This is a genomic window from Pseudomonas sp. 3B-A001-10F, assembly GCF_056313565.1.
This window is the reverse complement of sequence record NZ_JBQYFW010000007.1, coordinates 191,575-216,108: the sequence shown is the minus strand read 5'-3', so window position 1 is coordinate 216,108 and position 24,534 is coordinate 191,575. Positions and strand designations below refer to the sequence as shown.

Here is a 24,534-nt window from a genome sequence, read left to right as displayed (position 1 = left end):
CAGGATTTACACCGATGACCGATGAAACATTCAGCGCGGAAGCAACCTCGCCCTACGAATCCCCCAATTCGAAGAAATTCCACGAAGCCGCCGAACGCGCCCTCGACCACCACTTCAAACCAGCCGTCGATCCACACCCCAAACGTGAGAACGGCCTCTTCAAACTCTCCCCCGGTACCGACGCCGAAGCCCTCATGGCCAACGCCTCCGAAGACCTCCTGTCCATCAGCGTCATCGCCTGCGACCTCGCCGACGACCTCCACGGCTCCCGCCGCTCGGTGGCACTGGCCCTGAGCAGGATGGCGGATGGGGTGAGATTGATGGTGGAAGGGACGCTCGACCAGATTGAAGTGCGAAGCGTGGCGGCCAAGCCGTAGCGAGATTTGCGGATGAAAAAAGGGGACGTTAAGTCCCCTTTCTGAATATTCCCTGCTTCACCATTGGCAACCTGTTTCAGGTTTCGAATCCACGTTGTAATCGTTTTCAAACGAATACTTCTTTGCGGATTTGTAATTCGTATACGACATCGCATCAACCCGGCCACCCTGAGTGACCATCTGATACTCACCTGTCAGTGCGCCATCAACTACTTCAACCCAAGTTGTCGTGTACTGGTAGGGCCGGCCATACACGAGCTCTTCTTGTTCAGTACTGCGATGAACCAGCCCAATAGCCTTTTTTGACTTGCTGTACTTGACGCCAGCACCGCTCCATTTGGCGACAGAGTCGTAATAGGTTCTGAATTCAAAATTTATGGGGTTGCCTTCGTAGGAGCGGAAGCAAAAAACCTCGGTCGTGACCTCGCTATGAGCCGCCAGAGGAACGAAAACGAGCAACGCGGAAAACAATGCAGACGAAAATTTCAAACCGAATATTCCTTTAGCGGTTCATGGGTACAGAACACACAGTTACAGCAACTCAACGAGCTCTTGTCATGCCTCGGGCACCACAGCGCTGCGCTCACCCACCCTCGCCGGGATTTTCGAAGCTTTTCCCCCTTCAGACATTCGCGATGCGTATTGCTTGTACGCCGCCACCGCCCGCTCTTTATCGTTCACGGCCCAATAACTGTCAGCGAGATTCAGGTAAGCAACCGTCCTGTTTGGGTGGTTAGCAATCACTGCATTGAGCAGCTCAATCGACTCAGCGTAGTAACCCGCCTCGCCGAGCAGAAAACCGAGGTCGTTGGACCAGCCGGGACGCTGCGGGTAGTAGTACTTTGCGGCGATATAGCTATCCGGGGGACAAGTGTCATGCGAGCCACCGCCCATCAACGCGTAGCTCATCGTATCCTTGAAGGAAGAGTCATCACCCTTTCGGTAGGCTGCCAGCGCCATATCCAGCAAATCAGCCGAATTGACGGTCATCAATTTCTTTCTAACGCCCTCAATACTGCCAGTACGAGCAACCTGCAGCTTCTGCAGCGCCTCACGCCCATCGAAAGAGGCCAGAGTGATTGGGCCCAATGTCTGCACCGGCAACTGCACTACGCTGACAAGCGACCGGTCACATGAGTCGTTGTTCGCCACTTCCAGCAGAGCTTTCAGCTCAAACTGCTTTGAACCTCTGTTGAAGGCGAACAACAGGTTGAAGTTGTAAACCGCGTTATCTTCCTCGCTGGTTACCAGCGCGATGTAATCCCCTGCCTCAACGAACGGCTGCTTGACCACAGCTTCCTCAGCCTGCGGATCAATGACAGTCATGACGCCAGGGCGACCTCTGAGTACATGGACGCTGAATACACCCTGAAGCGCAGACGAGTACTGACTCTTGATCAGAGGCAGCGCCTTCGACGTATCGAGCAAGATGTCCTCGTCACGCGCTTGTTCCGGCGCAATCAACAACCGGTTGGAGGCCTCGTCCGCATCCCCTGCCAGAACAAATACGTTTTGCCGTGATGCATCACCCAGCAAGCTAGCCGGAATTTCCTTCAGGACTTGTGGGGCAGCGAGTGCGCATGAAGTGGTTAGCAGCCCAAGGCTCAACACGATAAAGCGGAAGAACATATTCACTGTTTCAGTCCCTTAATTTCAGATCGCTCAACGACGCGTTGCGGAATCTTCTGCGCTTTACCGGCGGCACTCATCGCGTCGCGGTATTCGCGGTAATAACGCTGCGCTTCTTCTTGCCGATCAAGTCGCCAGAGTGAATCAGCCATGTTCAGCATCAGCACTGTGCGTTTGCCGACAGCTTCAACGCCTCGATAAAACTTCAGCGCCAACTCATCGTTGCCGCCCTCGGCCAAGTAGAAACCGAGGTCGTTGTAAGTCTGAACACTTTGCGCCGGGGGATGACACGCCATGTAGGATTCCGGGCTTAAAAAGCTCAGGCTCCATTCGATGGACTCTGCTCGGGACTGTACCGGCTCGATACTCGAAGCATATTTCAGCAGGTCCTTGGGTGACTTAGTCTCCAAGACAGGATTGAGCACCCCGCCCTCTTCGGAAACCCATTGCTTGCCTACCCATTTTCCCTCACAAAACCGCTCGTAACTCTCAGCAAGCACGCAACCGGTTTCCATCGAGATCACATCGCAATGCCCTTGTGATGTCGCTATTTCCTCACCGTTCTCACCTATGACTACGCCGTACTCCACCGCAGTCGCCAGTAGAAATTTTTGGTCAGGGCTGAGCCACTCAGGATAAGCCTGGGCAGCAATGCCGGCATGGAACAACGGGAACGTTTTTCCATTCGCGGTGAACCAGGCAGTGGTAGATTCCACGACGGGTGACGTCCATTTTTTAGCCCGGAACATCACTGTGTTTCCGGCGGCTCCCACTATTGGCGGGTCAACGGCAAAGACATTGGTAGCGCTGAACAAACCGCCGATCATCAACACCCACTTAAGGCTGGTCATAGCAAATCCTTTTCGCCGTTAGCCGGCCTTTTGTTTTGTCAGGCACTTTGCATAGCCGTCCGCAAACTTGGCGTCGAATGACAATGCCACCGGCTTCTCCAACTCCGCCGAGCTATTGAGCAATACACGGGTAGCCGGGGTGTATTTGATCCAGCCGATCGTGCCGGTGCCGTCGGTGTCGAAAAACAGCTGAGCGCGCACTACTTCACCGTCGTCCTCGTCGATCAGCAAATTGACCTTGTCCTTGCCGACATAACGAAACGGAAAATCGCTGCTCCTGACAAGCTCAGTAAGGTAGCCGTAGCAACTCCCTTCGCTGGCAGTCGCGGACAGTGAATGAGGTAATAGCGAAAGCGCAATCAGCGCAGACCGAATGAAAAACCGGTTCATCCACTCACTCCTCATCCATCGGCGACGATTCCATGTCGGTCATGCTCAGCAGCCGAAACTCATTGTTCACAAATTCGTAGTAACGGTCCCGGTTGCCGCTTTCCAAAGCATTCCCCTGCGCATCTTCTTCGCCGTCGAGCGTGATGCCGGAGACGATGATCAAACGGCTGTCGGGCTGGTAAACCATGCCGAACGTGCTGCCGTCGTAAGCATTCGGCAGACCACCAACAACCTCACCGGTCTGGGCGTCCAGCACTTCGCCACAAATGGCGCTGCCGCCACAGCCGAGCCTGTGAAGGATGTAATGGCCGGCGAAGTTGACCTTGCCTTTCAGGGCTTGCACCCGTGCCTGATCCATCATTGGGCTGCTGTTTTCTTGCGGCACCAGCTTATGGTTGGGGCCGGTGAAAACTGGCGTGATGGTGTAATCCTTGAAGGTTGGATCGGCAGCGAATGCCATGGACGCGGCAGCCAATATCAAGCTGCCGAGAAGAACTGAAAATCCTTTCACGCTGTAACTCCATCGACGCAAGTCATTGTGGGTGTGTTCATTCGAAGGCAATGCCGCGCACCGCTTTCTTGATTTGCTCGAATCCTTCGTTGCTGATCGCCAATGAGGTGGATGAACCCGATTCCGCCGAGCCGATCAGCACGTCTTGGCCCCTCAGCAGGCAAAAAGCGATGCGGGTAATGTGCCGTCGTGATTTGTCGTGGAAACCGAAGATGAACCCCGAAGAATTCTCCCCTCCCCATTGTTCGAAGGTGTAGGTATTCGCACGACCCGCCAGAGAGTTGGGCACCCAGCCCTGATCGGTACGAGTCGCCGGACACCTGCGGTCGTTGTCGTCACGCAGGACTTGCACCGCAAACACATCGTCTACCGGGGGTTTCCAGTCGGTGAGAAGCGAAAAGTTCTCCGAGTTTTCACACATCAAACCAAACCACGGCAGGCTCAGGTCACCGTGTTTCTCGAAGTGCCAGTCGGCACCACTCGACGTCTGCGCTTGCCACAAGCTGGGGGCGCTGGACGGTTTGGGCAGTTGTTTGGCTGCGATAAATACCGAATAGAAATCGTCGAACTTCAGCCATTGGTTCTGCAGCAGCGGCATGGAGAACCGACACGAACCCATATCTACAACTGTCTCGGTCGGGCCTTGCGCAACCGGCGAATGGCCGGGCTCGTTACCGACCAATACAGGACCTGCGGCAGTCACATAATCCACCTGTAAAAACGCGACCAGACCAAAGATCAATTCGCGGAGGTATCGTAGTTTCACTTCGCATCCTTCGAATTGATCAATTCCAACTCACCATCCCGATACAACACCTCACACCCCACCCACGCGGGATCCACCTGTGGCATCACCGCCGACGGCTTGCGCAATTCGCGCAACAACGTCGAGCCATGCGACAAGCGCCCACCCATCCGCGCAATCACCGCCCGCGCCGCTTGATAGTGCGCATGCCGCCCCGGATCAAGGGTGTCTTCGAGCAGGATGTCGGCGCCGAGGATGCCCCGCACCTGCCCCGGATAAATCATGAACCCGGTGGCCTGCTCCGCACCTTCGCGACCGTCCTGCCAAAAGCTGCCATCGCGGGTGCGCACATCGGGGTGCGGTGCAAACCAGTGCTCGCGATCCGCCAGCGGCATGGCGTGATGCAGACGGAAGAAGATGCGCATGAGGTTGTCGCGGTACCACTCGCGCACTTGCAGGTAGTAACCGCGCAGGCCCGGTAGGCCGGTCGAATGCGCGAGGCGGATCAGCCCTGACCATTGCGGGAATGGTTGTAAAGGCAGCTCACTCGACGTGAGTCGAGGGGTGGCCGGATCGGTTTCCCAAGGCAATCGATGCGGACTGTTTTCAAGGTTGTCGTACGCGGTCGGCGGGCGCCCAAGCCAATCACCGCCACTGCTGGCCAGCGCTGTGGCGATGCACAGATTACCTTGCACTACGAACACGTAAAACCGGGTGAACCAGTCCGCCAATTGCTGACCATCGGCAGCTTGGGCGACGAGTTCGGCCAGCTCCCGATCAAAGCGCTGCAAACCATTTTCAAGGTTCAGCAAATGGCTGCGAGCCTTGCGTTGCATACGCAAAAACAGCGGCAACGAACGCAGCATCTTCAGCGGTTGCCACGGCAGATGCGGAGTCGCGCCACCGACTTCACCAGCGTAGTTACTCGCGCTGATGCCCCAGTCGGCGAGTCGGGCGAGGAACAGATCGTTGTTGATGTAGGACGCACCGCCGAACACGGCGGTGAACGGCTCGTTGTCCTGCAACACTCGCGCATCCCAGCGCGCCATGATCGCCGGAATACTCGCGGCGGCTCGGCGTTGGGCGTATTCCACCAGTACGCTCGGTTGCGGCGGCAGGATCTCGGCGATGTTGGCGGCGGTCAGGTGTCGGCGCCAGCCGTAGTCGCTGATCGGCCGGTATTGCAGCAGCCACAGTTGTGAGCCGTCCCAGGCCCATTCGACATCGCCGGGCACGTAATGGAACACGCGCAACACGTCTTGCAGAAAACGCCAGAGCAGGTCTTCGGTCAAACCGTGGGACGGCGTGAACGTGCCGCTGCGCCAGGCATCGCCGAGCCGCGAAAGCGTTGCCTGCGAGGGGCTGACGTGACCGTCGGCCAGCGATTCGAGATGACCTTCAACCCACTCCAGTTCTACCGAGAGATGGCGCACAAAAGCGATCCCGGAAACGACCGGCGTGATGAAGCGCTGCACCACCACTTCCTCGACGCCTTCGGCCGTCAGTTCGGCGATGCGTTTCGGCACATTGGCGGACGGCTCGCGCAGATAGGTCGTGCTCAAACCGGCATTCGCCGAATCGGCCTGATCCTCGCCATAACTGGAGGAGCGCACCGCCCAGGTCACATCAGGTTGGGCGGCGAGAAACGTCGGCAGACGCGGATCGGTGCAATCGTTGAGCGTCAGTGCCGCCGGCACCGCTTGCCGGGCCAGTTCAGCCAGGCGCAAACGCCCGCCCTTGGTGTGCGCGACAAACCCGCGCTCGCCCGACTCCAGCCACTGCGCGAACTGCGCGGGCGAGTCGATCCACGGGTAATGACCCCAACCGGGTTTGAGGCTGATGGTCAGGTCGGCGCGGGCGAGAATCGCCGACCATGCCGCCGCTTGCTCGATGCCGAGCACCGCGTCCTGATCGCCCCAAACCAGCTCGACCGGATCGGTGATCCACTCCAGCAGCGGCAACGCGGTATCGGCGCGAATCAGATCCCAGTGCGGCACAAACGCACGGCAGCGCGCATAGCCGGCGCCCATGCGCTGGTACTGCGCAGGCGTCCAGGTCTGGTTGGAGAACTTGCGGGCGAACAGCGTGGGCTTGTTCGACAGCAGCCAGTGGATGGTCTTGCGGATCGGCAGCGGCGACATCAGTGCCGGCAATCGACGCTGCCACAAAAATGCCCCAACCGGCGCCAACAGAACACTGCGCGAAAAGTGCCCGGGCCGACGCTGCAACGCGTGCAGCACCAGCAACGCATTGACCCCGACTGCCATGATCGCGCTGCCCTTCTGCGTCATCGCCAACAAGGTCTGCGCGTAGTCCGCCAGATCTTCGCAGGGTGGCTGCGGATTGGCGCCGAAGCCCGGCAACTCCAGCGGCACCACGTCGTAGCGCTGGAAGTGCGGCAGTGCGTCGTCCCACCAATCGGCAGCGCTGCCGTTGCCGGCCAGCAGGTACATCAAGGGCTTGCTCATGAGCGATCCTCAGGTCAGATCGCGCAGAGCGGCGTCGAGGGTTGGATAGCGGAATGTGTAGCCGGCCTCGGTCAAACGCTGCGGCACCACGCGCTGACCGTCGAAGAACAGCTGCGCCATCTCCCCCGCCATTGCACGCACTGGCGCGGCGGGAATGTGCAACCACACCGGGCGCTCGAGGACCTTGCCGGCCTGCTCGGCGAACGCGGCCTGACTGACCGTTTCCGGCGCGACCATGTTGTAGGTGCCGCGCAAACTTTCATCGTCGAAGGCCAGGGCGATTACCTGAAGCACATCGTCACGATGCACCCAGCTCATGATCTGCTGACCGTCGCCCATGCGCCCGCCGAACCCCATGCGGAATGGCAGCAGCAACGGCGTCAACGCACCGCCCGGGCCGAACACCACACCGAGACGCAGCACCACCTGACGCACGCCAAACTCAGTGGCTGGTTGTGCGGCAGCTTCCCAACGCGCGCAGAGTTCAGCCATGAAGCCGTCGCCCTTGCTGGCGTGTTCGTCGAGGCTTTCGCTGGCATCGCGCACGCCGTAGTAGCCGATGGCCGAGGCTTGAATCCATAGCGCTGGTTTGTGCTTGGTGTTCTTCAGCCAGGTCATCAACGCTTCGGTGGTGCCGACTCGGCTGGCGAGCAGCTGCGCCTGACGCTTGGGAGTCCAGCGTGGGCCGGCGACGGGAGCGCCGGCGAGATTGATCACTACGTCGAAGGCTTCGTCGTGGCTGAGTTCGCTGAGCGAGTGTACGCAGCGGACGCGGCCGTTGAATAGATTGGCTGCGCTCAACGGATCGCGTGTCAGTACGCTGACCGAATGGCCCGCGTCGAGTAATCGATTGACCAAGGCTTCGCCGATGAACCCGGTGCCGCCAGTGATCAGAACACGCTTGAAAGCGCCGCCGGCAAACGGGTTGGATTGGCTCGGAGTCTTTACTGAAGGAGATTTCCGGCGGTCATGCCGATACAGCCAAAACAGTGGCGGCAACAACACCAGCAATGCAAAACCATCTAGCCATAGATGCGACCAAACCTGTTGTTGCGCTGAGAGCCACATGTCCTGCGGCGCCCATAACAGGATGCCGGCGCTCAACCAGCCCCAGACTGCCGGGGTTTTCAAGCGATTGCCCAGGTGCACCAACGCGAGCATGTACAACGAATAACTTTGCAGCGTCGCGCCGAACAGCGCGAGCCACCATACTTGTTGTTCGTGGCCTGCGGTGGGTACTGCGTCGGCGCCCCAGAATGCGAGTTCGAGGGTGTGCAGGTAGCCGTCGAGTAAACCGGAATGCCCGGCCCAGGTCAGGGTGAGACCGGCGAGAATGTGCACGATTGCGGCGGCGTATAGCCAGAGCACTAACGCTGGGCGAAGGGAGTTCGAGGGGGCTGGCATTCCGTGTCCTGAGCGCATTCCTTGGGGGTGGGGAGTTTAAAGGAAAATCGCGGTCGTCAGATGCTCAAGTATTAAACGTTTAAGCGCTGCGGATTCTGGCTCAGCGCATATGAAAACGCGTTAGCCATGATGGCGGAACGCGTTTGATCACATCGCGGTGAAAAGGCGTCGGGCGCTGTAAACGCCCTTCTTCACTTAACCGCACTAAAAGCAGCTGCTGGCCACTATCGGTTCGGCCACTTCGGACTGAAGTCGCTTAATCGCATTGATACCCGAGTCGTTACCTTTGTCGGCAGCAAGCTGATAACAGGCCAAGGCGCGAGGAGTATCTTTCTTTCCTAGATCGCCGCTTTTCCAATAATCGCCTAACGAAACGAATGCATGCGTTGATCCCATGGTGGTAGCACGAATCAACTCTTTTTCAACGTCCAGCGGGCGCTGGCAGGGTCCTGAACCGGCCAATTCATTGCCAAAACAATAGAAGCCAGCCAACGACTCAGCACCGCTCGGCGAATCAACGGCCGCTGCTTTGAAAAGAGCCTCAACTTTGCCGTATTCCAATTGCGGGGCCATACCCGACAGACTCAGCCCGGCCGCAGCCGAACTAGATATAGGATCGCCTGAAGCGGCCGCGCACAGGTAATTTTCCAAAGTCGCCTCAAAAAGTTCTCCTGTCAGCCGGTATTGCTCAAGGCCGCCCAAGCCAGCAAATCCTTGTCCGCGCTGCCAACAGAAATTCTCTGCACGACTCATTTTCCGCGTGCTGGCTACAGAAAGCTCTTTTTCAGGAATCGACCAGTCCTCAACCCCATCAAGCGTCCAGCAGGACTTCCGCGAAAAGTTGAAAATCTTGATATTGCTGTTGCCAGCGCGTTTATCCACAACGTTAACGTGGCGGTCATCCACCTTCTCGATCTCTATTCCTTCCACTTTCCCATCGGGCACGGCCACCATTAAGGGAAACGCCATATCGCGCCCCACCTCCGCAGTAACGTAAGTCACAATCCGCCCTATATCCGACGTCCCCTTTAATACCAGCAGCTTCACGGCCTGCGCAGTTAGTCGCTTCTGCGATTCGGCATTAGCGGAGAATGCTGGAAGAAACTGTGCAAAGTCTTGCGTAGGGCACGAGCCACGTCCAATTGTCGGGCCACCCCCGGTATCGGACGCGATATTGTCCAGAAACGCTGACCGATCACGACTCATGCTGGCGATGCAATTGTTCACCGCTGCCACATGCGCCGAAGAGCCCGGTTCCGTCTCCAACGCATCGACCTGGCAATCGGTATCGCGCAGTTTGATCCAGGCGCGCTGAGCCTCCTGAACCGTTGCCTTTTGGCTCGCCGCAAGAACTGGATCAGTTTGATACCCACCCTCGAGCCGAACCATCAGTTCTTGATAACTGGTATTCAACTGCTTATCTGCAGCAACCTTGGCACTCACAGAACATCTTTCCCTCTGAGAGCTCGTAGTGATATCGGCACATGCATCGTCAGCAAATGCATGTCCCCCCAACAGAGATAAACCACCAATCAGCACGGCGGGCAGCACCGGAATAAGATATTTACTCAAGGCAAATTCCAACAATATTTTGCGAAAGTGTATTTTTAAGTCGTGCTTATTCTTCAAGGGAGATAGCCATTTTCAGAGTAGATCCATTCAGATAAACGACTGCTTCGCGCCCATTAATATCGACAGGGGTAGGATTCTGGATCATTCCTTCATCACTAGCCTTCGCAATTTTTGTTAACGTCTTATCCGCAACATTGGCACGCCAAATAGTTTCATCACCATTCTTGAAATAGAACGTCGGCCGTGACTTGCTCCAAATCGGAGCATATATATTCCAACCGGCCTCGGGCCGACCAGCCTGCGCTATCGTTTCATACCCTGAAGTGTGCGAGTAGTACGCTTGCAATTTTCCATACTCACCACCCCAACCGAATGTCAAACCACTAACAGCATTTTCATCAGTATTTGGCCACTGCTGGAACAGCAAACTGCTTTCCACTGGCGGGGATTTTGAACCGAGCTTATAAACCATCCCCCGCAGCTGATTCTTGGAGAGCTGCTGTCGATAGTAAAACGCCCCATCCATGATTCCCGCGAACCTTTTCCCTTCGTCGTTTGAACCCAAACTCAGAGCACCATCAAAACCGATATCTTTCGCAATCGTGTGCAATACCGGCCTGTCGTTGCGATCAACGTACTCATATAGATTACCCCGGTACGCAATCATCGCCGCATCAAAATGCCCTTCAAACACGATGACATGCAACATGCCTGAAATTGTTTCAGCGGAGATCAAAAATCGTTCGACAGCCCCTTTTTCATTGGGAATCCATGCTAAATCAATGACCTTCCATGAGCGCTCAAACTGTGTGTACGGCTTATCACCCAACATTAACTTAATATCTTTCTGAGTCGGCCTAGGCGCAATAGAAACCGGTGTGAGAAAGCTTATCTGCTGAACATAAGCTTCCTCTAAACACTCGACTGACTCACAAGAATTACGCTCTGACTCAAGCCAATCACTTTCGATTATTTGTAAAGCTCGCCGATTTTTTATCGGTTTGAAGACCTCACTGAGCTTTTCGTCCATTGCGGACAAAGAAGGAGAACTACAAATTTTCCTTTCTACGTCCGTCGAAGCTTTGCCACAGTCGAAACTCGCAGAAAATGCCACCGAACTGAAAAGCAAAAAGGCTAACGGTAAAAAGCCAAGGAGCGAATATATATTTTTCATTGAATCAGCCATCGAAGAAATTTTCCCACCATCGAAACGGATACGTTTACGATCCGCCTCAAAATCAAAGAATTTTGGCGCAACAAATAAATCCGTCCCCTCTCACATGGAAGAGTTGATAGCGGCGAGGCAGGAAGCGAAAACGTAACCGGAACGAGGGGGACGGATTAAGTTGACAGTTCGTCCCCCTACCCCCCTGTATCTACTAATTTTTGCTCGGTGTCATAGCCTCAAATGAAGATCTAATATCAGATAACTTAGGATCACTTTTCAGGTTCGACCTAGGCACACATGCAGAAAACTTGACAGTTGCATCTTTCACGCCTTTTAACCCATAGAAACAGTCGAACCACAGCCCCTTTTTTCTCACCGAGTACTTACTCTCAGCTGCAGCTCTGTCTTTTTCAGAGTCCCAAAGCATAAAAGGGGACATTAATACTCTGACTGCGGCGGAGCCCGACGCTGACGAATGAGCAAGATCCACCTCTCCCGTTTCTGACCCTTGTTGCAAAGCGTCATCAGCAGCATAGCTGTATTTATATTTACCATTGCTATCAAAGCGGCCAGATGCAGCCAGGCTTTTCTCAAACTCCACAGGCTCAATTAAAAAAACATTCTCCTCTGTCAAAATATCTGGCCTTAAGCTTACGTTCGAGACCAGTTCTCCATAGCAAATACCATCTTCAAGTTTAACGTTCAATTTAAAACCTGGGATATCTGGAATTGAAACTCCACATATATTTAAAGGCTGTGACTGAGCCATCGAAAAAACCGACATTAAAAATAATCCAAAAGCAAAAATAGGGATAGACCATGATTCACTGTCCAACACTAAAACGTAGTCTGCCCCTGTATCACTCATTACCTATCCACCTTCATATTCAACATGATAAGTTTTTGAGCCTTTAAGTAACGACAACATACGCTTTCTGGTAGTTTTAACATCTTCTTCGTCGCCACAGGCCTCTATCATAAAAACATGATCAGTGCCAGCCTCCAATACGGCAGTAAAGCAGTATGAGTTAGAATAATATATTCCTTCCCAGCCGGACCAATTAACCCCAGAAACACGACTAGCCTTTGACAGCGGCTGCATTCCCGTACCAATCTTCAATCCGTCGGCCTCCTGTACAAAGCCGCTAGCTACCGCGTCTGGAAAACTCATCGCTACGCAGTTCATCTGTACATTTTCTGTTCTACCATCTTTATATTTGTACTTAACAAATGAAATATCATCATCAGTCTTGAAAAACAAAACACCAGGAGATTCATTTACCTCCATGACACAACCTTTACTTTGCACAACTACGCTATCACTAGCATGCACAAACAAAAACGAACTTAACAGATACAAAAAAATAAATTTATTCATTTTTTCTGCCTTTTTACAAATGATGGCATTGGCAACAACTCTTCTCCAGCATCAGCGTTTTCATATAATAGATTCATAACTACAGCTTGAACATTAGTAAAAACGTCTCTGCGCGCGGGAAGTCCGTTCATTTTTTTGTCGATGAGCAAAAAAAAGGGGACAGACCACGTTTTCGGGTCATTACTAAAACCGTGGTCTGTCCCCATTTCCCATGTCCCCATTTCCCACACGGATAGTTCGAAGCAGAGTGATTCGCTGGTGACTGCGCTGTGGACGGCGAAAGGGAATAACGCAAAAAACAAAAACATGACTTTTCATATTTATCAAAACTCGTTAACGATGAACGACCTCTCAAGTAAAAAATGCAGAGTTGTTATCAACGAGCGGACAAATTTATTTATGCAGCAAAAAGAGGGACGATTAGATCCCTCATTTTTTTCACTGCTTTTCACTCGACAAACAAATCTATCGAATTTATTCAAACTATTTACATAGAATACAACAGTCCATTTTCTCTATGCGCTACCGTGACTCACCTTCATACAGCTTAGTTTCCGGGTTAAAATGCCAAATGTGAGAGGTTGTTAGTGGCTTACCATCCCTGTGCATAATTTGATCTTGCTTATCCCTATTATAAGAGTAGATTTTAATATCTCTAAATAGACTATCTTTTGGATGAGTATCGAGAACCTTCACATCAGCAAAATACTCACCACCAACGTTTCTTAAAAAGCCACGACATTGAATTAGAAATTCATAAATAAAATCACCGCTCGACCCGGCACTTGAATATGAAAGAAAAATAAAATCTTTCACTCCGTCACCATTGATATCTTCACTAGTGACAACCTTTCCTTCCTCAATTGAAAATTTTTCATCTTCAATTCGAGAAAGCAAATCAAAATCACGTACACCTTCCGTCCACTGGGATAAAAAATATTTAGCACCATCTGCCGGAGCACATACATCTACAGGGGCAGCGTTGGCAGTATTCGCAAAAAACGCGAGCACCCAGAAAAATCTCATTTAAACTATCCATAACGGGAGGGATTTATTTAAACATCTCACCAAAATCAAAGCCGCTGAGCGCATTAAAATAAACCTGCTCCCTTTTTTGGTTTCAGAATACCTCTACCTTATTCAGACTCCCCCTCATACTTTTGAGAATCAGGATTGAAGTGCCAAATATGAGGTGTCATCAGAGGCTCACCACCTTTTCGCTGGATACTCCCGTTTGAGTTTCGTTTATAAGAATAAATTTTTATGTCTTTAAATACGTTTTTTTGCTCACTTTCCGGCTCCAGGACTTCAACTTTGGCAAAGTACGAAGCACCGAGTGGTTTAAGATAGCCATGACATTGAAGCAGGAAGCTAAACACTCGATCACCACTTGAACCAACGCCTGTTGACGCTTCAAAAATAAAATCGTCATTACCGTCATTATTCAAGTCACCGGCATATACAATACTGCCGTGATCAACTAAAAAGTCTTTTCCATCCTGCATTGACAATACTTTTGTCTTACTATTACCAAGATTCCAATCAGAAATAAAACTTTTCGAGTCTTGTTCTGGATTACAGATATCTCCCACAGAAGACCATGCAATTCCGGGTAGCAAACCAATCAACAGCAAAAAATATTTCATAAGTTACACATCCATAGAAAAGGGGACAGACCAAATTTTTCGGGCAATTACTAAAACCGTGGTCTGTCCCCATTTCCGAAATTCTTTCCTATCAAATTCAACTGCAAACAAATCCTTCCTCTACCTTAGATCCTCACTCAACAAACTCAATAGTTTCAACCATCTTAATGACCTCCTTCAACGCAGAGCCATTTAGATCATTCAAGTAGGCCACATTTCCACCTCCACAAAGTGCAGCAGATCCATGGGGGATGCAGAATCCAAACCCACGCGTTCGGTCCTCCTCTTCACCATTTGTAACGTCCTGAGATATCGCTGGACCTTCCCAGTTCTTCCCTTTTAATACATAAAAAGTATTATGCATGGACGTGTCAGCCGCAACATCTGGATCCAAACTCATGACCCATCCTTTGTCAGTCATTTTCCCACCCGAAAAGTTAGCAAAAGTTTGGGCATCGGCGGGATCCACACATCGAAATTTCAAATCGACTTTTATCGGCCGCCTAGAATTAGGCTTAATAACTTTCGAATAAAATAAGAGCGCAGGCACTTCTTCCTTATCCACCTCATAATCACCTCCGTACAAATTATTCATTTTAAATTTGCACACATTGAGATCTGCAAATATGACCGACGACTTCACATTTGCTTCATTAGCGAACGAGATCGACGAAAATGAAAGAACCAAAACAATCAACCAAACCTTCATCACTGTCTCCTCGCCTTAAACGGATCTGGGAGCTCACTAATTTTTCCACTAGCGTCTGGAAAGTTCATCTGCTCAGTTAAAACCACCAAAGCGTTGGTATACGCTTGGTTGCGGGCAATTATTCCGTTTACTTTGTTGATTTTAGTTACATCATGAACCGGACTACCAAAATTCACAGTTGCGGCAACCTGTCCAAAAACCTCACAACTATAGTACACAAATTGTTTCCCGCCGGATTCTCTAACAACTCGTTCCATCACAGGACTTTTATCAGCCAATTTGGCTGCCTGCGTCCAAGCCCAATAAGCTCCCGCACTGTTGGTAGCATCAACTGGTTTCTTTTCTACATCGTCACGCCAACGAATCATTTCTGCAGTCAGCCCTTTGGGCGTCAGCTGACTATCAGCAAGGTGGCTGTTACTACCGGTGTTATCCGCAGACTTATGCGCGGCTGTAAGCGCGCTTACTAATGGAGAGGGCACTTTGCGACCACGGAACTTCCAATACTTTACATAGTTTCCAGGCCATGTTAACTGCAGTAACCCACGACCATCCCAAGGAAAATATTTCGCGCTACTATTATTTTCATGCATTTTCCCTAGCCATTGGGTTTCTTGAGTGGCATTCCCAAAAAAAGCAGCCATCCGCAATGTACTATTGGCAACCAAAAACTTCTGCAAAGCCTTATTTAAAGGACGTTTCAGATCCCCAATATTTTGTTGCGCTACTGCACTCAACGTAACGCCTTCTGAAACCAAGTTTGAATCCTTTATCCGCAGAGCGCTAGTCGGAAGCAATTGAGTTAGTTCCTCACCACTCAACCAACCGCATTTCCTAAACACATGAATAAATTCCTTTGGAGGGAAGTGCCAGTGCTTTGCCTTAATATCCTTCAGGCCTGCATCCTCCCAGAAGGCCATCGCCTTTTGATGCTCCTTTAACTGATTGTAATCAATTTTAGGCATCGCTGGCCCTAGCTCGGAGTCGCTCAAAAGCCAGCCATATCGAGTATCAAAATTTTCACGCCCCCACTCGCTTGGAAACTTAAAAATGCATTTTTCCAATTGTTTTCGAGACTCTTCCTTTTGAATTATTTCTTGGTTGTGCTTTTTAATCCTAAAACTCTTACTATAAACGTGCTCTTCTTCTGGCTTTGCTGGTGCATGTTTAAAATCTGGCGACTTGGAAATTTCCACAATACTACGAGATGGGGGAAATAGCGGATCCTCATCTAGCTTCAACAATGCTCTTAGATAGGGCGACTGACAGTGGCTGTCTTCATCGGTATCGTCATCAATTAATATCCAACCTAGCCAATGCGGAAAATCCGCGTCGCTGAAACAGGTTACAGTGCTAGCGTTTAAGTTGAACCAAGCCACCCCTGTTGGTAGTGCTACCTGTCTCCAATGTGCCGCATTGGTTGGAGTAAGGGAATCGGGACCTAGTACTCGACCGAATCGCAGCATTTCATAACCTGCGCTTGGGCAAGCAGGGTAACGAGAGCCAGCAATTTCAAACAGGTCGTATTCGAAGCCTTCGCTCTCTTTATGTTCACCAATACACTTACCCTCAAGCGTGTAAGTACTCAAAACGCATTGCCCTTTTTCGTAATGCATACGTACGAATAAGTCTTCTGGTGGCCGAGCCAGACAATCGCCTGCACTATTCTGATCAGTCCAATTAGCTGCGGGCTGCGAATAGCCTATTACTTCTGGCGGTAAATAAAAATGCATATCGCCCCAGCAGCTATCTGTGCGACCAGCTTTGGTTTGATACATAAGCTCACGTTCAGTTCGACCGAACAGATGTGGTATCTGAGTATCATCCGCAATGATCTCAAAATGAATCTTGTTTGGCACGCCATAGATTTTTCCTGACTCACCAATAATATCTTTCCGATAAACCCGCATATCAACTTTTGGATTTACCAACGATATTTTCGAAAGATGCATGTAAATTGAATAAAAAACGACCTTCGAACTTTCACCTTCGCCAATTTCTGTTTCATGTCGCAGGACAATACAGCCGTTATCTGTCCATCCGCCATAGTTCAAAGGCGCATCGTCGGCAGTATCTACCGGAGTTGGTTGACGGAAATAGGCTAGCTTTCCGTCAGCAATGGCCCGGACCGGAAGTACTTTTCCAGCCAAAGGGGGCGCTTTTAGGTGAGTCCCCCCGTGCCAATTCAAATCAAAGCTGATCGGGAAAAAGCCATCACCCGGCTCTCCACACAGCATTGCTCGATTCAAATACGCTTCGTCAGTCTCTCCGGCCGTCGGAGCTGGAAGAAATGGAGGGCTAATCAACATAGGTGTGATCCATATTTAATAAATTCTTCAAATCCATTGAGCGCTGACGTCACAGCGATAACAGGTACTTTGTTTTAGGTTTCGGCTCTTCTGGCGCGTTCGCAATCGCCTGATCCATCAAACTCCCCGCCTTATCCTTATCCGCCGCACCCGGCAGCACCGGCGGTTTAATCCCAATGCCAGTCCCCGATCCCGCAGAACCACCCGCATTGATCTTGATCACCGGCCCAACCACCGTCACCCCACCGCCATCGAGCTTGATAAAGCTCCCACCCCCAAGAATGGTCAGCTCCGTCCCCGCCTCAATAACGATCTTGTCCCCTGCCTTAAGGTGAATCTCTTTCCCCACACTCGTCAGCTGCGCAGTCCCCAACTTCACATGCTGGTTCTGCCCAATCGTCAGGTGATCATCCAGCTTCGCTTCAACCTTGCGGTCGGAGATCGTGGTGCGGTGTTCTTCAGCCTTCAGCTCGGTGTAGGTGTTCTTAACCACCGTATCGTGACGTTCATTCCCGACCCGAATCTTCTGGTCATGCTCAACGTTCTCATCCCAATCCCGCTGCGCATGAATGTAGATCTGCTCGGCACCTTTCTTGTCTTCAATGCGCAGTTCGTTGTACCCACCGCCACCCGGCGAGCTAAGCGTTTTGAACACACTGCGAGTCTTGTTCGCCGGCAAGGCGTAAGGCACCGGGTTTTCCTTGTGGTACAGGCAGCCGGTGACGAGGGGCTGGTCGGGGTCGCCTTCGAGAAAGGTGACGAGGACTTCCATGCCGATGCGCGGGATGCTGATGGCGCCGTACCGGTCGCCGGCCCAGGAACTGGAGACGCGCAGCCAGCAGCTGGTTTTGTCGTCGGCGAGGCCTTCGCGGTCCCAGTGGAATTGCACCTTGATGCGGCCGTATTGGTCGCAGTGGATCTCTTCGCCTTTGGGGCCGGTGACCATGGCGGTCTGGCTGCCGAGTACGCGCGGTTTCGGGTGTTCGAGGGCCGGGCGGTAGAACACGTCCCACGGGGTGGCGAGGAAGGTGTTGCGGTAGCCTTGGTGGAAGTCGTCTTTGTTGTCGGTGGTGTCGCTGGTCACGCCTTCTTCGAGGACTTGCGGTTGTTTGCCTTCGTGGAAGAGTTCGGTGAGCAGCCACAGGTCGTTCCACTCGCTGCGCGGGTGGTCGGACATGGCCATGAAGTGGCCGCTGACCAGTTTGGTCTGGTCGCCGCGACCTTCGGCCTGACGGTAGTCGGCGCGGTGGCGTTCGAGGGCGCGCTGGCTGAGGAACTTACCGCGCGCGCGGTCGATGAAGCGGCCGGGGTAGTCGTAGTCTTCCAGATCTGGCTCAGTGCTCTCGCCTTCGGGTTTGTACGCCGCTTCCATTTGCAGGCGCGGTTTTTCGAAGTCGTAGTCGCGGCGCGTGGTGCGGCTGGTGCGGGTTTCCAGGCGCAGTTTGAAGCCTTTGATCACCGGTTCTTCGGCGACCATGCCGCTGCCCTGCACGTACGCGGTTGGCTGGCCGAGGTCGGGGAACACGGTCTGGTCGTCGCCGAACACCAGCAGGTGGGCCTTTTCGCTGTGCTGGAAGTGGTAGTGAATGCCTTCCTCTTCGCACAGGCGCTGGACGAAGTGCAGGTCGGTTTCGTCGTATTGCACGCAGTAGTCGCGATCCGGGCACGGCTGACTCAGCTGGAAACTGTAGGCGTTACCTTTGATGCCGTGCTCTTCAAGGATCAGCGCGATGATTTTCGGCGCCGACATCTGCTGGTAGATGCGCTGGTTGGTGCGGTGATGCAGGTATTGGAGTTGCGGCACCATCGACACTTTGTAGCGAGTCAGGCGCTTGCCGGCATCGCCTTGGGCGACGCGATAGATCTGGCCGTGGATGCCCGAGCCTTGTGGATCGAATGCGAGAAACGCCTGCTTGTGCAGCAGTTGCTCAAGGTCCAGATCAGGGTTTTCGCTGACCAGTTCGAGGTCGAAACGAAACGGCTGGCTGATGCCTTCGGTGCCGGTGAACGACAGCACTTGCAGGTCGCCGACGTAGTCTTCGACCTTGAGGCTGAAGTGGGTTTCGTTAGCTGGGTTGAACATAAAGTGCTCCCTGTTCGAATGTCATCCGTTACGCCCGAAGTCGCAGACGTTGCAGCCAGGACGAAGTGGCGCCCAAGGCGTCACGCAATTGTTGGGCAGTGATGGTGCGTTCTGCCGGGTCGAAGCTCAGCGCGGTTCGCAGCGCTGGCCAGCCGTGTTTCGGTAAGTTCGCCGGGGCTTGCAGTTCGCGCTCCAGGTGCTCATCGCGCGCCTGAGTCGAGGGCAAGCGGCGGAACGGGTGTTTGCCGCCCGCCAGTTCGTAGATCACGCAGGCCACGCCGTACACGTCCGCGCTGGCCGACAACGGTTGGCCCTCAAGCAGTTCGGGGGCGGCGTAGCCCGGGGTCCAGGCGTTGAAGCGTTCGCGACTCAGATGCGGCAGGCCGGGCATCACACCCTCCTCTGCCTGACCGAGGCCGAAGTCAAAGAGGCGCAAGCCGTCTTCGCTGAGCATGACGTTGCTCGGTTTCATGTCACCGTGCAGCACGCCGCGACCGTGGGCGTAGGCCAGCGTGTCGAGCAGCGGCAGGACGATGTCGCGCAGTTCTTGCCACGGCAGGCCGAGGGGCCGCTCGCAGAGCAATTTGTCCAGGGTCAGGCCACGCATGTATTCCATGGTGATGAAGGCCCGCTGGCAGTCGGTGTCGACTTCAAAAGTGTGCGCACGCACGACGTTGTCGTGGCGCAGGCGTCGGGTCAGGGCGAACTCGCTGTAGAGCAAGGCACTGGCGTCCGGCGATTCGGCAAATTCTTCGCTGAGGATTTTCAGCGCAAGGTAAGGATCGGGATCGCCGAACTGTTCGTGCAGCAGATCCCTTGCCCGGTAAACGGCGCCCATGCCACCGGCCCCGAGCAGACGCTCGAGGTGGTAGCGACCGGCGAGTACATCCGGCAGTGCACCGATGCTGGCCTTGGTTGGCGCCAGCAAAGGCTCTGCCTTGTTTTCCTTGGCGAAGGCGAAGTAGGTCAGGTTGTTGGCCTGTTCTTCGCTCATCAGCAATTCATCGACTGAGGATTCGATTTCAGTCATTGGCGGATCACCACGGCTGTCAGGTTGTCACGCGCGGCGCCACGCAGGGCGCCGTCGAACAAACGTTCCAGCGCCACCTGCGGCGCGCTGAGGCTGAGGGCGTTGCCGAGGGCATCGCTGCTCAGGCCCTGATACAAACCATCGCTGCAGAGCAAAAATGCATCGCCCGGATAAACCTCGAGTTCGAGGACATCCAGGGTCAGTTGTTCGGCGGCGCCGACGGCTCGGGTCAACGCCTGAGCCGCCGGGTGTGCCGCCGCTTGTTCGACGCTCATTTGCTGTTCGTCGATCAATTGCTGTTGCAGCGAATGATCCTTGGACAGCTGATACAACCGCTGCCCACGCCACATGTAGCAACGGCTGTCGCCGGCCCAGATGCAGGCTGCGCGATTGCCTTCCACCAGCAGCGCGACGACGGTGCTGCCCATGATGCTGTCGTGACGCCCGGCGGTGACCGTCAACTCCTGCCCCAAACGCCGGTTCAACCAGTGCAGGCACTGGCGGATGGCTTTGAGGCGTTCGTCGAAGTCCTCGTGTTGCGGCAGTTCAGCCAGGCTGGCGACGATCAACTGACTGGCGATGTCGCCACCCTGATGACCGCCCATGCCGTCCGCGACCACCCACAGCCCCTGCTGTGGCGAGTCGAGGAAGGCATCTTCGTTGCGCGCCCGCACCTTGCCCGGGTCGGTACGCGCCGCGCTGCGCCAGGCACTGGCCACCAGCATCAGAGCTGCACCGGCATACGGAAGGTGCGCAGTACGCCCATGTCGAACGGGTTTGGCGTGCGCTGGCTGGTCAGCAGGTAGTTGGCGCGCAGGCCACCTACGTCGGCTTTCAGCACCAGTACGTCGCGACCGGTCAGGTACTCGGTCTGCATCAGGTCGAACAGGCGGAACAGCGACCATGGGCCGGAGTTCTTCTCGATGCCGATCGGGCGCCCGGCCATTTTGTCCATGACCAGACTGGTACGACCGTCTTCAGCATCGGTCGGCCATTTGAACGACATTGGCAGGATCGGACCGTGGCGGTATTCCATGGTCTTGTCGCCGAACTTGAACTCGGAACGGCTGACCGCCGGGTCGAGGGTGTACGGCTCAAGCTTGAACTGCACGGTCGGCTCGGCCGGGTTGATCGAGAAGAAGCTCTGACGAATCGTCAGCGCCGCTGCCATCTGGTCCAGGTACATCTTCGATACCGGCAAGCTGTGACCGTCGACGCTGCGCATGCGGTAGTTGCCCGGATCGCCGCTGACGAACGGACGCAGGTAGCTGTCGAAGAAGCGGTCGACGGTGCCTTGAGCGCGGAAGAACTCACGGAAATCGCTGATCGCTACGTCGCTGGTGCTGCTGGCGCTGAACGGATAACGCTTGCTGATGGTTTTGCCATACACGCTGTACAGCTCGTTTTGATAACGACCGTTCAGGTATTGGTAAGCATCGTTAAGCACCAGACGCCACGAGTCTTCGGCCAGCACGTTGAACCACACGCTGAGCGGACGCGGCAAACGACCGGAGGCATTGCGCAGGTTGGTCAGCGCATCACGCTGGCCGCTCATGCGGGTTTTCGCCATTTCGAACGCGGCTTGTTCAGGTGTGCTGGAACGGGCCAGACCGGCGAGTTGCAGTTGCAGGTCGTTGAGCGCGCTCAGCGCAGGCGTCAGGTCCGCCGCCGGGCCGTTGTTGTCATCGAGCAAGCGATGCAGCGGTTCGAAGCGGCGTTGCAGCGACTTCTTCGCGGTGTCCGGCAGGGTCTTCGCCACGTTCAGGGCCGAAGCCTTGTCCGCGGCGGCGGCGGCAAGTTTGCCAACCTTACCCAGTTTGCCTTTCTGCCCAGCCAGCGCATCAGCAGCGTCGCCAGCTTCTTCGACAGGGTCTGCAGCGGCCTGGAAGCGGGTGTTCTCACGCACTTCAGTGAGCAATGCCAGCACCGGCGAGTTGGCCGAGGTCAGGCCCGCCAGTTGCTCGGCGCCTTCACCGGCATCGCTGATCGGCGGCAGGGCAACCTGGCCAACGGCTTCGCTCCAGTAGTTGGCGTAGTCGCGGAAGTACAGCTGCTCCAGCTCGACCATCAGGCGACGCAAGTCCATGTCGCTGATGCCTGCGCCTTCGCCCAGTACCCAGTTGTCACGCAGGATGTCGGTGACCAGCGCCGAACCCTGCACCGAGAAATACTGCTGATAACCGGTTTGCGTGTAGAAACCCGGGATCACGTATTCGGTGCCGATAAACAGCGAGCCTTGTGGACCGAGGTGTTGGCTGAAGCGATAGTCCGGCAGGTTGCGCGCCTGCTCGCGGAGCATGCGGTAAACCACCGTGGCCAGCGATTCGCTACGCAATACCTGACGCGCCTGAGTGACCAATTGGTCGTTCAGCGGGTAGATAAACGGCTGCTTCAGCAGGCGATCGAGGTGCGCACTCAAACCGTTCTGTACGGCGGTGTTGCCGGTATAGCGCGTCGACCAGTCAGTAGCGACCCAGTCCTTGAGCCACGCGGCATCGCGACGATCCTTCATGTTCAACATCAGGTACGCACGCAGGCTGTTGAGCAGGCGGTCGCGGTCCTTCATATTGGCGCGGATCTGCCCTTCGAGCATGGTCGCCACCCGTGGCAGCAGTTGCTTTTCAAGCTCGCGCTCGTAAGCCTCTTTGACCACTGGATTGACGTCTTCACCCTGATACAGACCGCCGCGCTCGTGATACGACACGTCACCTTTTTTCGGGAAGACCTGGGTCGCGGCGTAGCTGGTGTCGAGGGTTTTCAGTACGCCCATGGCGTCATCACGCGGCGACAAAGCCGTGCGCTGCTGCGTCCAGTTCTGCGCCAGATTGCGCAGGTTTTCCAGGCGCTCGTAGTTGGCCGAGAAACCACCGGCCCAGAGCATGCCGAACAGCGCCAGCGAAGCGAGTGCGCCGACGTACAGCGCACGCTGGCCCCAATGGATGCGGCTGCGTTCGCGCTTGTCCAGACCGGCCAGATCGGCTTCGGGGAAAATCACTTGGCTGAACAAGTGATGGATGAAACGCGAACGGCCGCTGCGCAGGGTCGGCAGCACGCCGGCGCTCATGCCGAGACTGGCGCCGATGCCGGCGGTGGTGGCATCCATCTCTTGGGTCAGGTGCGGCGCGCTGGTCAGGTAGAAACCACGCAGTTGCGTGGCACGCTGATAACGGTTGCCAGTGAACGCCATGTCGACGAACAGGCACAGGCGCTCGCCGATCTGCCCCAATTGATGCGGGAAGTCGAGGATGCGGCCACGGCGCTGGGTATCGCGCTCGGAGTGCATGCGCATGATCACTTGGCTGTTGAGGCGACGCAGCAGTTCTTCGAACTCGTTGCGCAGCACAGCGACGTCGGTGCCGACCTGATCCTTGCGGAAACTGGTGCCGAGCACTTGATCGCTTTCTTCGCGAGTCAGTTGATCGAAGAACTCGTCGAAGCCGAGCAGCTTGTCAGCCTTGCTCAGGACCAGGTACACCGGCACGTCGACGTGCAGTTTCTGATGCACGTCTTGCAGACGGCCGCGAACCTGGCGTGCGAGGGTATCGATGTCCTGCTCACTGCCGCCAAGCAGGGTTTCCACCGGAATGGTCACCAGCACGCCGTTCAACGGACGCCCGCGACGGCGCTTGCGCAGCAGTTCCAGCAAGGTGGTCCAGGCGCTGCCGTCGACTTCCGCGTCAGGCTGGGTCATGTAGCGCCCGGCGGTGTCGATCAGCACACCGTGATCGGCGAAGTACCAGTCGCAATGACGGGTGCCGAGGGTGTCGCGGGTCAGCTTGCGGTCGATCTTGTTGATCGGGAATTCCAGACCGGAAAAGTCCAGCAGGCTGGTCTTGCCGGAGGCCTGCGGACCGATCAGCAGGTACCACGGCAAGTCACTGCGCCAGCGCTCGCTGCGGCCGCGATACAAGCTGGAAGTCTTCAGGGTTTTCAGCGCGTCTTTGAAGCGCGCCTTCAACTCCTTCTGTTCTTCGTCGATCAGCTCTTCGCGGCGAATGCGGTCCTGGCCGTCCTCGCTTTCTTCCTCGGCTTTCTTGCGGATACCCGCGCGCCAGCTGACGAAGACCATGGTCAGGCCCCAGATCAGGAACAGCACGGCAATGGTCAGCAAGCGCGCGGTCGCACTCTCCCAGAACTTGTAGTCATCAACCGCCAACAACGGGCCGACGAACCACACCAGCAGCGCCACGAACAGCACCAGCAGCAAGGTCCAGACCCAGGTCTGGCGCAGGAAGGCGCCGACTTTCTTGAAAAACTTTTTCAT

General features: G+C 54.7%; 22 protein-coding genes. 1 reads left to right on the top strand and 21 read right to left on the bottom strand.

Annotated elements, in window-relative coordinates; genetic code table 11:
* Nucleotides 1–14 precede the first annotated feature (14 nt).
* Nucleotides 15–377: a DUF6124 family protein gene (locus tag AC0ZWN_RS09995; RefSeq protein ID WP_093429654.1), complete on the top strand. Its 363-nt coding sequence runs from the start codon at nucleotides 15–17 to the stop codon at nucleotides 375–377.
* A gap of 57 nt (nucleotides 378–434) precedes the next feature.
* On the opposite strand, the gene AC0ZWN_RS09990 is transcribed toward AC0ZWN_RS09995, so the two are convergent.
* The 21 genes from AC0ZWN_RS09990 to tssM all read right to left on the bottom strand — a co-directional run bounded on the left by AC0ZWN_RS09990 (nucleotide 435) and on the right by tssM (nucleotide 24,534).
* Entirely contained in the window at nucleotides 435–866 is a 432-nt protein-coding gene (locus AC0ZWN_RS09990; RefSeq protein WP_476334920.1) for a hypothetical protein, read from the bottom strand.
* 66 nt (nucleotides 867–932) lie between these two features.
* Complete coding sequence (locus AC0ZWN_RS09985) at nucleotides 933–2,006, bottom strand: tetratricopeptide repeat protein (RefSeq protein ID WP_476334932.1); 1,074 nt, start codon at nucleotides 2,004–2,006, stop codon at nucleotides 933–935.
* A gap of 2 nt (nucleotides 2,007–2,008) precedes the next feature.
* A complete protein-coding gene (locus AC0ZWN_RS09980) occupies nucleotides 2,009–2,857 on the bottom strand; it encodes a tetratricopeptide repeat protein (protein WP_476334919.1) in 849 nt (282 codons plus the stop codon).
* An 18-nt stretch (nucleotides 2,858–2,875) separates the two neighbouring features.
* Entirely contained in the window at nucleotides 2,876–3,247 is a 372-nt protein-coding gene (locus AC0ZWN_RS09975; RefSeq protein ID WP_476334918.1) for a hypothetical protein, read from the bottom strand.
* 4 nt (nucleotides 3,248–3,251) lie between these two features.
* A complete protein-coding gene (locus AC0ZWN_RS09970; RefSeq protein ID WP_476334931.1) occupies nucleotides 3,252–3,707 on the bottom strand; it encodes a hypothetical protein in 456 nt (151 codons plus the stop codon).
* A gap of 88 nt (nucleotides 3,708–3,795) precedes the next feature.
* Nucleotides 3,796–4,524 carry a hypothetical protein gene (locus tag AC0ZWN_RS09965; protein WP_476334917.1) on the bottom strand — a complete coding sequence of 243 codons (729 nt, stop codon included), beginning with the start codon at nucleotides 4,522–4,524 and terminating at the stop codon, nucleotides 3,796–3,798.
* Entirely contained in the window at nucleotides 4,521–6,971 is a 2,451-nt protein-coding gene (locus tag AC0ZWN_RS09960) for an alpha/beta hydrolase (RefSeq protein WP_476334915.1), read from the bottom strand. The genes AC0ZWN_RS09965 and AC0ZWN_RS09960 overlap by 4 nt, the downstream gene beginning before the upstream one ends.
* A gap of 9 nt (nucleotides 6,972–6,980) precedes the next feature.
* Nucleotides 6,981–8,375, bottom strand: coding sequence for a TIGR01777 family oxidoreductase (locus AC0ZWN_RS09955; RefSeq protein WP_476334914.1), 1,395 nt, complete (start codon nucleotides 8,373–8,375; stop codon nucleotides 6,981–6,983).
* A 204-nt stretch (nucleotides 8,376–8,579) separates the two neighbouring features.
* Nucleotides 8,580–9,947, bottom strand: coding sequence for a lysozyme inhibitor LprI family protein (locus AC0ZWN_RS09950; protein ID WP_476334930.1), 1,368 nt, complete (start codon nucleotides 9,945–9,947; stop codon nucleotides 8,580–8,582).
* 46 nt (nucleotides 9,948–9,993) lie between these two features.
* Entirely contained in the window at nucleotides 9,994–11,133 is a 1,140-nt protein-coding gene (locus AC0ZWN_RS09945; protein WP_476334913.1) for a lysozyme inhibitor LprI family protein, read from the bottom strand.
* A 193-nt stretch (nucleotides 11,134–11,326) separates the two neighbouring features.
* Nucleotides 11,327–11,983, bottom strand: a complete 657-nt coding sequence (locus AC0ZWN_RS09940; RefSeq protein WP_476334911.1) for a hypothetical protein — start codon at nucleotides 11,981–11,983, stop codon at nucleotides 11,327–11,329.
* Nucleotides 11,984–11,986: 3 nt separating this feature from the next.
* Nucleotides 11,987–12,493, bottom strand: coding sequence for a hypothetical protein (locus tag AC0ZWN_RS09935; protein WP_250605650.1), 507 nt, complete (start codon nucleotides 12,491–12,493; stop codon nucleotides 11,987–11,989).
* The gene (locus AC0ZWN_RS09930; protein ID WP_476334910.1) at nucleotides 12,490–12,801 is read right to left on the bottom strand and encodes a hypothetical protein; all 312 of its coding nucleotides are present in this window, start codon (nucleotides 12,799–12,801) and stop codon (nucleotides 12,490–12,492) included. The genes AC0ZWN_RS09935 and AC0ZWN_RS09930 overlap by 4 nt, the downstream gene beginning before the upstream one ends.
* 214 nt (nucleotides 12,802–13,015) lie before the next feature.
* Nucleotides 13,016–13,519, bottom strand: coding sequence for a hypothetical protein (locus AC0ZWN_RS09925; RefSeq protein WP_476334908.1), 504 nt, complete (start codon nucleotides 13,517–13,519; stop codon nucleotides 13,016–13,018).
* Between the two features lie 110 nt (nucleotides 13,520–13,629).
* Nucleotides 13,630–14,139, bottom strand: a complete 510-nt coding sequence (locus AC0ZWN_RS09920; RefSeq protein WP_476334907.1) for a hypothetical protein — start codon at nucleotides 14,137–14,139, stop codon at nucleotides 13,630–13,632.
* A 133-nt stretch (nucleotides 14,140–14,272) separates the two neighbouring features.
* On the bottom strand, nucleotides 14,273–14,848 hold the full coding sequence (locus tag AC0ZWN_RS09915; RefSeq protein WP_476334905.1) for a hypothetical protein: 576 nt from the start codon (nucleotides 14,846–14,848) through the stop codon (nucleotides 14,273–14,275).
* The gene (locus tag AC0ZWN_RS09910; protein ID WP_476334904.1) at nucleotides 14,848–17,157 is read right to left on the bottom strand and encodes a hypothetical protein; all 2,310 of its coding nucleotides are present in this window, start codon (nucleotides 17,155–17,157) and stop codon (nucleotides 14,848–14,850) included. The genes AC0ZWN_RS09915 and AC0ZWN_RS09910 overlap by 1 nt, the downstream gene beginning before the upstream one ends.
* 49 nt (nucleotides 17,158–17,206) lie before the next feature.
* The gene (locus tag AC0ZWN_RS09905) at nucleotides 17,207–19,240 is read right to left on the bottom strand and encodes a type VI secretion system Vgr family protein (RefSeq protein ID WP_476334902.1); all 2,034 of its coding nucleotides are present in this window, start codon (nucleotides 19,238–19,240) and stop codon (nucleotides 17,207–17,209) included.
* A gap of 28 nt (nucleotides 19,241–19,268) precedes the next feature.
* A complete protein-coding gene (locus AC0ZWN_RS09900; RefSeq protein ID WP_476334901.1) occupies nucleotides 19,269–20,270 on the bottom strand; it encodes a serine/threonine-protein kinase in 1,002 nt (333 codons plus the stop codon).
* On the bottom strand, nucleotides 20,267–20,995 hold the full coding sequence (locus AC0ZWN_RS09895; RefSeq protein ID WP_476334899.1) for a PP2C family protein-serine/threonine phosphatase: 729 nt from the start codon (nucleotides 20,993–20,995) through the stop codon (nucleotides 20,267–20,269). The genes AC0ZWN_RS09900 and AC0ZWN_RS09895 overlap by 4 nt, the downstream gene beginning before the upstream one ends.
* Nucleotides 20,995–24,534, bottom strand: coding sequence for a type VI secretion system membrane subunit TssM (gene tssM / locus AC0ZWN_RS09890; RefSeq protein ID WP_476334897.1), 3,540 nt, complete (start codon nucleotides 24,532–24,534; stop codon nucleotides 20,995–20,997). Before tssM ends, AC0ZWN_RS09895 begins: the two co-directional genes overlap by 1 nt.

Coding starts and splice junctions, on each gene's coding strand:
- AC0ZWN_RS09925 (WP_476334908.1), bottom strand. CDS start 13,519: ATGAGATTTTTCTGGGTGCTCGCGTTTTTTGCGAATACTGCCAACGCT.
- AC0ZWN_RS09895 (WP_476334899.1), bottom strand. CDS start 20,995: ATGCTGGTGGCCAGTGCCTGGCGCAGCGCGGCGCGTACCGACCCGGGC.
- AC0ZWN_RS09945 (WP_476334913.1), bottom strand. CDS start 11,133: ATGGCTGATTCAATGAAAAATATATATTCGCTCCTTGGCTTTTTACCG.
- AC0ZWN_RS09985 (WP_476334932.1), bottom strand. CDS start 2,006: ATGTTCTTCCGCTTTATCGTGTTGAGCCTTGGGCTGCTAACCACTTCA.
- AC0ZWN_RS09920 (WP_476334907.1), bottom strand. CDS start 14,139: ATGAAATATTTTTTGCTGTTGATTGGTTTGCTACCCGGAATTGCATGG.
- AC0ZWN_RS09900 (WP_476334901.1), bottom strand. CDS start 20,270: ATGACTGAAATCGAATCCTCAGTCGATGAATTGCTGATGAGCGAAGAA.
- AC0ZWN_RS09980 (WP_476334919.1), bottom strand. CDS start 2,857: ATGACCAGCCTTAAGTGGGTGTTGATGATCGGCGGTTTGTTCAGCGCT.
- AC0ZWN_RS09995 (WP_093429654.1), top strand. CDS start 15: ATGACCGATGAAACATTCAGCGCGGAAGCAACCTCGCCCTACGAATCC.
- AC0ZWN_RS09930 (WP_476334910.1), bottom strand. CDS start 12,801: ATGTTTTTGTTTTTTGCGTTATTCCCTTTCGCCGTCCACAGCGCAGTC.
- tssM (WP_476334897.1), bottom strand. CDS start 24,534: ATGAAAAAGTTTTTCAAGAAAGTCGGCGCCTTCCTGCGCCAGACCTGG.
- AC0ZWN_RS09940 (WP_476334911.1), bottom strand. CDS start 11,983: ATGAGTGATACAGGGGCAGACTACGTTTTAGTGTTGGACAGTGAATCA.
- AC0ZWN_RS09975 (WP_476334918.1), bottom strand. CDS start 3,247: ATGAACCGGTTTTTCATTCGGTCTGCGCTGATTGCGCTTTCGCTATTA.
- AC0ZWN_RS09970 (WP_476334931.1), bottom strand. CDS start 3,707: ATGGCATTCGCTGCCGATCCAACCTTCAAGGATTACACCATCACGCCA.
- AC0ZWN_RS09960 (WP_476334915.1), bottom strand. CDS start 6,971: ATGAGCAAGCCCTTGATGTACCTGCTGGCCGGCAACGGCAGCGCTGCC.
- AC0ZWN_RS09910 (WP_476334904.1), bottom strand. CDS start 17,157: ATGTTGATTAGCCCTCCATTTCTTCCAGCTCCGACGGCCGGAGAGACT.
- AC0ZWN_RS09905 (WP_476334902.1), bottom strand. CDS start 19,240: ATGTTCAACCCAGCTAACGAAACCCACTTCAGCCTCAAGGTCGAAGAC.
- AC0ZWN_RS09955 (WP_476334914.1), bottom strand. CDS start 8,375: ATGCCAGCCCCCTCGAACTCCCTTCGCCCAGCGTTAGTGCTCTGGCTA.
- AC0ZWN_RS09915 (WP_476334905.1), bottom strand. CDS start 14,848: ATGAAGGTTTGGTTGATTGTTTTGGTTCTTTCATTTTCGTCGATCTCG.
- AC0ZWN_RS09935 (WP_250605650.1), bottom strand. CDS start 12,493: ATGAATAAATTTATTTTTTTGTATCTGTTAAGTTCGTTTTTGTTTGTG.